This window comes from Anaerococcus jeddahensis (assembly GCF_001182725.1).
GTDB lineage: Bacteria > Bacillota > Clostridia > Tissierellales > Peptoniphilaceae > Anaerococcus > Anaerococcus jeddahensis.
Genome location: NZ_CWHU01000004.1, coordinates 382,100 through 393,914 on the forward strand (window position 1 = coordinate 382,100; position 11,815 = coordinate 393,914).

The following is an 11,815-nucleotide window of genomic DNA, read 5'->3' on the forward strand; positions in this document are numbered from 1 at the left end:
CTTGTTTAAGACGGTTAATTTCAAATAAGAAATTGACTGTCTTTTTTTTATAAAAAAAGATTAAGAGCTTTTATTAATAAATAAAAATACTTAAAAATTTTAAAAAATACCACAAGTTGCCCTATAGTTGCAAGCTTTTTTAAAAGATATTTTTTTACGATAATAAAAAAGAAAGAAGGTTGAGCAATTTAGGATGTTTATAAAATTTTAAGCAAAAAAAATAATGGGAATGTTACAAAATTATGAATAATTATCTTCCATAGTTAGAGATTTTTTTGAAGATTTTTAATATCACTCTTCTAATTGAATCAAAATCTTCATAAAATTTACTTTAACAAATTGGGATGATTATTCATTTTGCAAGATTCCCATATTTTTTATTTTTACTTTCTTATTAAATAGTTAAAGGCTGATAGGGCTGCTGTTGCTCCTGAGCCTGCTGCTATTATTATTTGTTTATAAAGGGAATTTATTGCATCGCCTGCTGCAAATATTCCTTCTATATTTGTTGAACCGTCTTTTTCTACTTCTATTTCGCCTCTATCTGTGAGTTTTATTTTTCCTTCTAGCCATTCTGTATTTGGAATTTGACCGATTTGGATGAAAACTCCGGCAAGATCAATTGTTTTTTCTTCTTTTGTATTTCTATCTATATATTTAAGACCTGTTAGTTTTTTATCACCAAGGAGTTTTGTTGTTTGGGCAGAGGTTATAACTTTTACGTTTTGAAAGGATTCTAATTTTGATTGTAATATTTTATCTGCCTTTAATTCTGGTAAAAATTCAAGAACTGTAACGGTTTTTGCTATTGATGCAAGGTCTATTGCCGCTTCTATTCCTGAATTTCCTCCTCCTATAACTGCTACGTCTTTTCCTTTAAATAGGGGTCCGTCGCAATGGGTGCAAAAAGCTACGCCCTTGTTTTTGAATTTTTCTTCTCCATCTATTCCAAGAAGTCTCCATCTTGTTCCTGTTGCAAAAATTAGACTTTTACTATTTATTTTTGCTCCATCTTCTAGGATAATATTAAATTCATGGTCATTTTTTTCGAAATCGACAGCTCTTACTCCCTCTATTATGTCTACACCAAGATTTTCTACTTGGTTTTTGACTGATAGCATATATTTAGGTCCTTCTGTTTTTAGGATTCCTGTTATATTTTCTATATCGAGAGTTTCGTTTACTTGTCCACCAAATTCGTCTGCAACTATTGCAATTTTTAGTCCTTTTCTTGCTCCATAAATTGCAGCTGTAGCACTACTTGGTCCTGCTCCGACTATTAGGATATCGTAATTTTTGAAATTGGATAAATCTTTTTGAACTTTTTCTGCTACAAGGTCTAAAAGACTTGCCATAGTTTTTTTGCCCCCGTCAAGAAATTCTCCATTTTCAAAAATTGCTGGTACAGCCATAACATCTCTTTTATCACATATATCTTGGTTTATTGAACCTTCAATCATTGTGTGAGAAATATTTTTGTTTAAAACTGCCATAATATTGAATGCTTGCACAACTTCAGGGCAGTTGTGGCAGGAAAGGGAAACTATTGTTTCAAAATTTCTTTTTTCCTTTATAGACCTTATTCTTTCTTTTTCCTCCTTGGATATTTTTGGTTCGATTCCACCAACTTGTAAAAGTGCAAGAACAAATGATTCAAACTCGTGTCCCAAAGGAATTCCTGCAAAAACAATTTTTCCGTGTTCAAATTCTCCATTTAGGCTAAAAGCAGGGGTGAAATTTAAATTTTCTTCTTCTATTTTTATCTTATCAGATAAAGACTCCACTTCTTCTATAAAAGATTTTAATTTTTTTGAATTTTCATCTTCATTTAGCGAAAGTCCAATTGTTACATTGGACTTTAGCATTTTAAGATAAGCCTTTAGCTGATCTTTTAATTTATTGTCTAACATTAGATTTTTCCAACAAGGTCAAGTCCTGGAGTTAGTGTATCATCTTCTTCAGAATTCCATTTAGCAGGACATACTTGGTCTGGATGTTTTCTTACATATTGACCAGCTTTAACTTTGTAGATATTATTTTCTGCTTTTCTTCCTATTCCACCCGCATTTATTTCTAATGCTTGGATAACATTATCAGGGTCTATAACAAAAGTTGCTCTGTCAGCTTTTCCATCTTCTGTTAAAATATCTAAAGCTTTTGTAAGTTCTTTGTTTGAATCGCCAATCATTTTGTATTGGATTTTTCCTATAGCTTCACTTTCATCATGCCAAGCCTTGTGTACAAAATGTGTATCAACGCTTACAGAATAAACTTCTGCACCCATCTCTTTTAATTGCCCATATTTTTCTTGCAAATCTTCAAGCTCTGTAGGGCATACAAAGGTAAAGTCTGCTGGATAAAACATCAAAACTTTCCATTCACCTTCAAGGTCCTTATCACTTATCTTTACAAATTCATTTGTTTTTGGATCATAAGCATCCAAATTAAATTCAGGTAATTTTTTTCCTATTAGTGACATAATATCCTCCATATTTTTAAAAAATTACTTCATTTTAAATAAAAAACAAAGTATATGATAATTATACTCATTATAAATTTTGAATCAATATCACAAATTTTCAAAATAAAAAAATGCCTTCCAAAATTTATGGAAAGGCATTTTAAAAAGCCACTTATAAGTTTTTAAGTGGCTCTTTGATGGGCGAAATCTTTTTTAAAAGATTTCCATGAGTTAAACAGTAAAAGTTTATTTTATAAACTTTCCACTTAATTATATCATTGAATTTGCAATTGGTAAAGATAATTAATGATTTATTTGGAAAAGATAATTAATAATTTGTCCACATAGTTTGGGTATAATTTAATTGAGGTGAATTATGAATATATTACTAGCTTTAGATTCAATTAAAGATTTTGAAAATTCTATCGAAATTGGAAATTATTTTAAAGAAGAGTTAGAAAGTGAAAATAAAAATAACAAGGTTTCTATTCTTCCATTTTTGGATGGAGGACTGGGGACTGTTGAAAGTCTTAAGGAAGTTATTGGTGGAGATTTTTCTTATGTAAATGTCCATGATCCTATAGGCGAGGCTTCGACTGCAAGGTATATTATCAAAAAAAATTTGTGTGCTATGGAGATGGCCCAAGCTTGTGGTCTTAGGCTTTTGTATAAGGATAATTTAAATGTTATGGAATCTTCTTCAATTGGTCTTGGCGAGATGATTGTCGATGGTTTGAATAACGGCTGCGAGGATTTTTTTATAGGAATTGGAGATACGGCCACAAATGATATGGGCATGGGCATGCTCTATGCTTTGGGAGTTAGATTTTTTGATAAAAATCTTAATTCTTTAAATCCGGTTGCAAAAAATATGATTAAGGTCGATTCTATTGACACATCTGGTCTTGATAAGAGGGTTTTGGATGCAAATTTTGAAATTGCTACAAGTCTTCCTCTTACTCTTTTTCAAAAAAATTCTTTTTTGGACAAAAGACCAATCAGAAAGGGTGCAAGTCCTGAGGAAATTTTACAACTTGAGAAAGCCTGCAGGCACTTTTCTAAAAAAGTTTCTGATTTTTTGGGAGCAAGCGAGATAGATTTTCCTTATCTTGGTGCAGGAGGAGGAGTAGCTTGGGCTCTTTATATATTTTTTAAGGCTAAAATTTCTAATTCTATGGAACTTGTTTTGTCTCTCGTTGATTTTGAAAAAGAGGTAAAGGACAAAGACCTTTTAATTATTAGTGAAAATGTTGATGAATTTAATGGGGAAAATTCTATTAATCTTTCTAAATTTGCCAAAAGGTATAATGAGAATATAAAAATAATTTTCTTGCAAGATGAAGATTATCAAAGTTTGAGGGATAATCCTTATATAGATGAAGTTTATAAATTTAAAATTAAAGCAAATCTTGAGAGGGGAGATTATAAAAGGGAAATAAAATCTATTGCAAGAAATTTTATTTCTGATAATCTTTCTATAAAAATTTAAGAAAGAGGAGTTATGGCGAAGGGAAAAATGACTAGAATATTAATGGCGATTAATGTCATAGTTTTTATTTTTATGACTGTCACAGGCGGCAGCGAAAATATTGAAAATCTTTTGAGATTTAATGCTATGAGCAAAATTCACGTTTATCAGGGCGAGTGGTGGAGATTATTTTGCCCGATTTTTATCCACATTGGAGTTTTTCATCTTTTGATGAATATGTATTTTTTAAATAGTGTTGGTGATACTTTTGAATCCTTGTACGGGTCAAGAAATTTTCTAATTATTTATTTACTAACTGGAGTAATGGGAAATTTATTTACCTATGCTTTTGGGGAAATTACAAGTGTATCAGCGGGAGCATCCACATCTCTTTATGGACTTTTTGGCCTTGCTCTTGGAATTATGTTTAATTACAGGGACAATGAATTTCTAAGGCAATTTGGCTCAAGTTTTATAGGAATAGTGGCTATAAATATTATTTATTCTTTTATGGTTCCAGGAATTGGAATAACTGGACACATTGGTGGACTTTTGGGAGGCTTTATCCTTGCAGGATATTTCCCAATAATGAATATGACCCTACCAACCAGCACAAAGATTATTGCAATAATTGCCTTCGGCTTAATAGCTATGGGCTTTATATATATAGGAAATAAATCAGTTGCACAAGCTTTATAAGGAGAAAAAATGGATAGAAAAGATATAGACAAGTCCCTAAAATGGGACACAGAAAAAATTTATAAGACAGACGAAGATTTCTACAAAGACGTAGAAGAAGTAAAAAATCTAATCGAAAAAACAAAGACATATAAAGGAAGGATTTTACAATCAGCCGACAGTCTTTACGATTTTTTAAAAACAAGCGAAAAATTAGAAAGAAAATTTTCAAAACTTGGAGTATATGCCTCATTAAAATCTGACGAAGATACAAGAGTTGCCAAATACCAAGAAATGACAAAAATTGCAGACAACTTATTTGCAAGCCTTGCCCAAGAACTTTCCTTTATAACACCAGAAATTTTATCTGAAGACTACGAAAAAGTACAAAAATATATAGAAGAAAAAGAAGATCTAAAAATTTACGCTCATTATTTCGAAGATTTATTTAGAAATAAAGACCACACCTTGGCAGAAAATGAAGAAAAAATTATAGCTTCATTTTCAAAACTATCCCAAAACCCACAAAATACCTATATGATTTTTTCAAACGCCGACCTAAAATTTCCAAAAGTAAAAAAGGGCGATGAAGAAATCCAAATCACAGATGCAAACTTCACAAACCTAGAGCTAGATCCAAATCGTGACTTTAGAAAAGAAGTTTACGAAAAATATTATACAGTTTACAAACAATTCGAAAATACAGCAGCCTCCCTTCTTGATGGAGAAATGACAGCAAATAACACCATAGCAAAACTCAAAAAATTCGATTCAGCAAGAAAGATGAGCTTGTTTGCAAATAACCTTGACGAAAAAGTTTACGATAATCTAATAGAAGTAATCCACGATAATATAGAAATTCACAGAGACTACACCAGTCTAAGAAAAAAAGTTTTAGGCCTAGATGATTTAGGATTTTACGATATTTACCTACCATTAGTAGAAGACTATAATAAAACCTACACATTCGACGAGGCGAAAGAATTAATCCTAAAAGCCCTAGAGCCACTTGGAGAAGACTACATTAAAAAAGCAAGAGAAGGATTTGACGACAGGTGGTTTGATGTAATGGAAAACGAAGGAAAAAGATCAGGAGGATATTCATCCGGATCCTACGATACAGAACCATACATCTTATTAAATTACAATGATTCCCTAGATTCACTTTTCACAACAGCCCATGAGCTTGGACATTCCATGCACTCATATTACACAAGAAAAACCCAACCATATATCTATGGAGACTATTCAATATTTTTGGCAGAAATAGCATCAACAACAAACGAGCTATTACTATTAAATTACATGATAGACCATGCAAAAGACGAAAAAGAAAAAGCCTACCTATTAAATCACTACGTAAATTCATTCAAGTCAACCGTATTTAGACAAACAATGTTTGCAGAATTTGAACTAGAAGCAAACAAGCTAGTAGAAAATTCAATGCCAGTAACAGCAGAAAAATTAAACCAAATCTACCACGATCTAAATGTGGATTATTTTGGAGATGATATAGAAGTAGACAAATATATATCAACAGAATGGGCAAGAATCCCACACTTTTATATGTTCTACTACGTCTTCCAATACGCAACAGGCTTCTCATCAGCGGTAAGCCTATCAGAAAAAATCCTCCATGGAGACAAAAAAGATTTAGAAAAATACCTTAACTTCTTAAAAGCAGGAAAAAGCAAATACCCAATAGAAGTATTAAAAGAAGCTGGAGTAGACATGACCAAAAAAGATTCACTCCAAAAAGCCATGGACGCTTGCAAAGAAAAACTAGAAGAATTAAAAAAATCACTAGAAAAATAAAAAAATTTAAAAAATAAAATCAAAAAAGAGTCCAACAAGCAAAAATAAAAAGAAAAAAGCTTGAAAAACAGGACTCTTTTAAAATTTAAAAAAATTGCAAAAAAAATTTGACAAAGCAAAAAAATCCTAGTATTATATAAAGGCACTGTTAAAGAAGCAAGTCAAATATGAAAAATAAATTTTCAAAAAAATTTGACAAGCGAAAAAGAATAGTGTATTATATATTCAATGCTACTTCATACAAATAATCTGAAAAGTAAGTTTTTAATAAAAAAATTAAAAAAATACTTGACAAGATAAAATGAACGTGGTATTATATAATAGTCGTTACGAGATAGCGACATTGAACCTCAAAAAAATATATAGAAACTACAAAAAAAGTAAAGTGAATTACTTTGAGTAAACCAAACGAAAAATGACAATAGTCAAGATCAAACTTTAAATGAGAGTTTGATCCTGGCTCAGGATAAACGCTGGCGGCGTGCATAACACATGCAAGTCGAACGATGAAACTTAGTTGATTTCTTCGGAATGATTTTAAGTGGATTAGTGGCGAACGGGTGAGTAACACGTGAGTAACCTGCCTTACACAAGGGGATAGCCTTTGGAAACGAAGAATAATACCCTATAAAGTCAATTTATCGCATGATAGAGTGACCAAAGATTTATCGGTGTAAGATGGACTTGCGTCTGATTAGCTAGTTGGTGAGATAAAAGCTCACCAAGGCGACGATCAGTAGCCGGCTTGAGAGAGTGTACGGCCACATTGGGACTGAGACACGGCCCAAACTCCTACGGGAGGCAGCAGTGGGGAATTTTGCACAATGGGGGGAACCCTGATGCAGCGACGCCGCGTGATTTAGAAGGCCTTCGGGTTGTAAAAATCTTTTTTACGGGATGAAAATGACAGTACCGTAAGAATAAGGTCCGGCTAAATACGTGCCAGCAGCCGCGGTAATACGTATGGACCGAGCGTTGTCCGGAATCATTGGGCGTAAAGGGTACGTAGGCGGCCTAGTAAGTTAGAAGTGAAATAATATAGCTCAACTATATAAAGCTTTTAAAACTGCTAGGCTTGAGAGATGGAAGGGAAAGTGGAATTCCTAGTGTAGCGGTGAAATGCGCAGATATTAGGAAGAATACCGGTGGCGAAGGCGACTTTCTGGTCATCATCTGACGCTGAGGTACGAAAGCGTGGGTAGCAAACAGGATTAGATACCCTGGTAGTCCACGCTGTAAACGATGAGTGTTAGGTTCTTGGAATAATCTGGGAGCCGCAGCTAACGCATTAAACACTCCGCCTGGGGAGTACGCACGCAAGTGTGAAACTCAAAGGAATTGACGGGGACCCGCACAAGCAGCGGAGCATGTGGTTTAATTCGACGCAACGCGAAGAACCTTACCAAGTCTTGACATATTTCGGAGGGAATTAGAGATGATTCCTTACGACTTCGGTCGACTGAAATACAGGTGGTGCATGGTTGTCGTCAGCTCGTGTCGTGAGATGTTGGGTTAAGTCCCATAACGAGCGCAACCCCTATCGTTAGTTACCATCATTAAGTTGGGGACTCTAGCGATACTGCCGGTGATAAACCGGAGGAAGGTGGGGACGACGTCAAATCATCATGCCCTTTATGACTTGGGCTACACACGTGCTACAATGGCAGATACAGAGGGCAGCGAAAGAGCGATCTGAAGCGAAACTCACAAAATCTGTCCCAGTTCGGATTGTACTCTGCAACTCGAGTACATGAAGTTGGAGTTGCTAGTAATCGCGAATCAGAATGTCGCGGTGAATGCGTTCCCGGGTCTTGTACACACCGCCCGTCACACCATGGGAGTTGGCAATACCCGAAGCCTGTGAGCGAACCTTTTAGGACGCAGCAGTCGAAGGTAGGGTCAGTAACTGGGGTGAAGTCGTAACAAGGTAGCCGTATCGGAAGGTGCGGCTGGATCACCTCCTTTCTAAGAGTAAAAAGTCGGTACGCTGACTTTTACCAAAGAAAATTAATAAAAAAACTTTGTTTGGGCAAAGTAAGCTTTGTAGTAAATTTAAAGGTTACATGGGGGTGTAGCTCAGTTGGGAGAGCACCTGCCTTGCACGCAGGGGGTCAAGAGTTCGAATCTCTTCATCTCCACCATGAAAAAACCTGACGGTTTTTTCACTAGAACCTAATAAAATTAAATAGCTATAAATATTTCCAGTCAAGAAAGAAAGGGCACAAGGTGGATGCCTTGGCACATGAAGGCGAAAAAGGACGTAAGTGAACGAAAACTAGGGTAAGCTCACAAAAAGCACTGACCCCTAGGTCTCCGAATGGGGCAACCCGGTTGTGGAAGACACAATCATTACTAAGTGAATACATAGCTTAGTAAGGCGACACCCTGCGAACTGAAACATCTAAGTAGCAGGAGGAAAAGNAACACTGACCCCTAGGTCTCCGAATGGGGCAACCCGGTTGTGGAAGACACAATCATTACTAAGTGAATACATAGCTTAGTAAGGCGACACCCTGCGAACTGAAACATCTAAGTAGCAGGAGGAAAAGAAAGAAAATTCGATTTTCTAAGTAGCGGCGAGCGAAAGGAAAAGAGCCTAACTCAATAGCGATTTGGTAATGCTAGTCAAATTATCTGAAAAGATAAACCAAAGAAAGTGAAAGTCTTGTAGACGAAAGCATTACTAAACGAGAGGGAAAGTATCACCGGGCACGAGTAACCCGGTGTGAAGATAGGGGGCCCATCCCCTAAGGCTAAATACTAACATGTGACCGATAGTGAACAAGTACCGTGAGGGAAAGGTGAAAAGAACCCCGAAAGGGGAGTGAAATAGAACCTGAAACCTAGTGCCTACAAGCAGACAGAGCGTGAGAGAACGTGATGTCGTACCTTTTGTAGAATGGGCCAGCGAGTTATTCTAAATTGCGAGGTTAATGATTTAAGATCAGAAGCCGTAGCGAAAGCGAGTCTTAATAGGGCAAAAGTAAGTTAGAATAGACCCGAAACCGGGTGATCTATCCATGGTCAGAGTGAAGTTGAAGTAAAATTCAATGGAGGCTCGAACCGGGTGCGGTTTAAAACGCATCGGATGAACTGTGGATAGGGGCGAAAAACCAAACGAACCCGGAGATAGCTGGTTCTCCTCGAAATAGCTTTAGGGCTAGCCTCTGACCTAAGATTTTAGGGGGTAGAGCACTGAATGGTCTAGGGCGGATTACCGTACCAAAACCTATCAAACTCCGAATACCAAAAAATCAAGTCAGGGAGTCAGACTTAGGGGGATAAGCTTCTAAGTCGAAAGGGAAACAGCCCAGACCGACAGCTAAGGTCCCAAAATTTGAATTAAGTGGAAAAGGATGTGAATCTACTAAGACAACCAGGACGTTGGCTTAGAAGCAGCCATGCATTTAAAGAATGCGTAATAGCTCACTGGTCAAGTGGGTTTGCGCCGAAAATGAACGGGGCTAAATTCAATACCGAAGCTTCGGATTAATAGAGGGATTAAGTTTACAAATGAGACTAGGAAATATTTAACAAAAACAATAACAGAAGAGATTAAAAAAGAAATACAAATTTCAGACGCAGACATAAAAGATAGGATATTAAAGATAAGATATTCAAAAAACACAAGTCTAAAGTCAAAGTAGGTATCATAAGAAATTATGAACTAACAATCACTGGTTAAGAGTTAAAAAAACTAGGACTCATAGCTAAACTTAATACCTCTATTAGTGGTAGAGGAGCATTGTATTAGAGACGAAGCCAAGGCGAAAGCAAAAGTGGATTTAATACAAGAGAGAATGCTGGCATGAGTAGCGAGAAGGGATGTGAGAATCATCCCCGTCGAAACCCTAAGGACTCCTGAGCAAGGCTCGTCCCCTCAGGGAAAGTCGGGACCTAAGCCAAGGCCGAAAGGCGTAGGCGATGGATAACAGGTTTATATTCCTGTACCGCTTGAAGTCGTTAAGAGAGATGTGATGACGCAAAAGGATAATCAAAGCCATCCGATGGATGATGGTCTAAAGCCGTAGGAAGAAAAGTAGGCAAATCCGCTTTTCACAAATTCTGAAAGCCGATAGGTATCGAAAACATAAGTAGAGAAGTTGATGACTCCATGTTGCCAAGAAAAGTCACTATCCAGACCAAAGCGCCCGTACCAAAACCGACACAGGTAGGGAGGTAGAGAATACCAAGACGCGCGGAAGAACCTTTGTTAAGGAACTCGGCAAAATGTCCCCGTAACTTCGGGAGAAGGGGAGCCTGAGAAATCAGGCCACAGAAACCAGGCCCAAGCGACTGTTTACCAAAAACACAAGTTTCTGCAAAATCGCAAGATGAAGTATAGGAGCTGACACCTGCCCGGTGCTGGAAGGTTAAGGGGAAGGCTTAGAGCAATCGAAGGCTAGAACTTAAGCCCCAGTAAACGGCGGCCGTAACTATAACGGTCCTAAGGTAGCGAAATTCCTTGTCGGGTAAGTTCCGACCCGCACGAAAGGTGTAACGATTTGGGCACTGTCTCAACAAAGGATCCGGTGAAATTGTAGTAGTCGTGAAGATGCGACTTACCCACGCTAGGACGGAAAGACCCCGTGGAGCTTTACTGTAGGCTGATATTGGATTTTGAGATTAAATGTACAGGATAGTTGGGAGACTTGGAAATCTGGATGCCAATCTAGATGGAGTCACTGGTGGGATACCAACCTTTTAATATCAAAGTTCTAACCATAGCCCTTGAATCAGGGCATGGGACATTGTCAGTTGGGCAGTTTGACTGGGGCGGTCGCCTCCTAAAAAGTAACGGAGGCGTTCAAAGGTTCGCTCAGAATGGACGGAAACCATTCGTAGAGTATAAAGGCAAAAGCGAGCTTAACTGCGAGAGCTACAACTCAAGCAGAGTCGAAAGACGGACTTAGTGATCCGGTGGTACCGCATGGAAGGGCCATCGCTCAACGGATAAAAGCTACCCCGGGGATAACAGGCTTATCTCCCCCAAGAGTCCACATCGACGGGGAGGTTTGGCACCTCGATGTCGGCTCGTCTCATCCTGGGGCTGGAGTAGGTCCCAAGGGTTGGGCTGTTCGCCCATTAAAGAGGCACGCGAGCTGGGTTCAGAACGTCGTGAGACAGTTCGGTCCCTATCCAGCGTGGGCGTAAGAAATTTGAGAGGAGCTGTCCTTAGTACGAGAGGACCGGGATGGACGCACCAATGGTGTACGAGTTGTTAGGCCACTAGCATGGCTCGGTAGCTAAGTGCGGAATTGATAAGTACTGAAAGCATCTAAGTACGAAGCAACCCTCAAGATAAGATTTCTCAGAGTAGGTAAAGAAAATACCTTAGATAGGTCCAAGGTGTAAGTGCAGTAATGTATTAAGCTAATGGATACTAAACTTTA

Annotated in this window: 5 protein-coding genes, 1 tRNA gene and 2 rRNA genes; 6 read left to right on the forward strand and 2 right to left on the reverse strand. The window is 37.4% G+C overall.

The features are described from left to right. Positions 1-383: 383 nt before the first annotated feature. Both ahpF and ahpC read right to left on the reverse strand, forming a co-directional pair. On the reverse strand, positions 384-1,910 hold the full coding sequence (gene ahpF / locus BN2087_RS02920) for an alkyl hydroperoxide reductase subunit F (RefSeq protein ID WP_049690399.1): 1,527 nt from the start codon (positions 1,908-1,910) through the stop codon (positions 384-386). Next, positions 1,910-2,479 (reverse strand): alkyl hydroperoxide reductase subunit C, encoded by a 570-nt coding sequence (gene ahpC, locus BN2087_RS02925; RefSeq protein WP_040398323.1) that lies wholly within the window; start codon positions 2,477-2,479, stop codon positions 1,910-1,912. Before ahpC ends, ahpF begins: the two co-directional genes overlap by 1 nt. A 358-nt stretch (positions 2,480-2,837) precedes the next feature. On the opposite strand from ahpC, the gene BN2087_RS02930 reads away from it, so the two are divergent. From BN2087_RS02930 to BN2087_RS02955, 6 genes are all read left to right on the forward strand, one after another. Then, the gene (locus BN2087_RS02930) at positions 2,838-3,950 is read left to right on the forward strand and encodes a glycerate kinase family protein (RefSeq protein ID WP_049690400.1); all 1,113 of its coding nucleotides are present in this window, start codon (positions 2,838-2,840) and stop codon (positions 3,948-3,950) included. Between the two features lie 12 nt (positions 3,951-3,962). Further along, a complete protein-coding gene (locus BN2087_RS02935; RefSeq protein WP_049690401.1) occupies positions 3,963-4,628 on the forward strand; it encodes a rhomboid family intramembrane serine protease in 666 nt (221 codons plus the stop codon). 9 nt (positions 4,629-4,637) lie between these two features. Next, positions 4,638-6,422, forward strand: a complete 1,785-nt coding sequence (gene pepF, locus BN2087_RS02940; RefSeq protein ID WP_049690402.1) for an oligoendopeptidase F — start codon at positions 4,638-4,640, stop codon at positions 6,420-6,422. A 438-nt stretch (positions 6,423-6,860) separates the two neighbouring features. Next, positions 6,861-8,387 (forward strand): 16S ribosomal RNA (locus BN2087_RS02945). A gap of 100 nt (positions 8,388-8,487) precedes the next feature. Continuing rightward, a tRNA-Ala gene (locus BN2087_RS02950) sits at positions 8,488-8,563 on the forward strand. Positions 8,564-8,625: 62 nt separating this feature from the next. After that, positions 8,626-11,815 (forward strand): 23S ribosomal RNA (locus BN2087_RS02955); the annotation flags it as partial.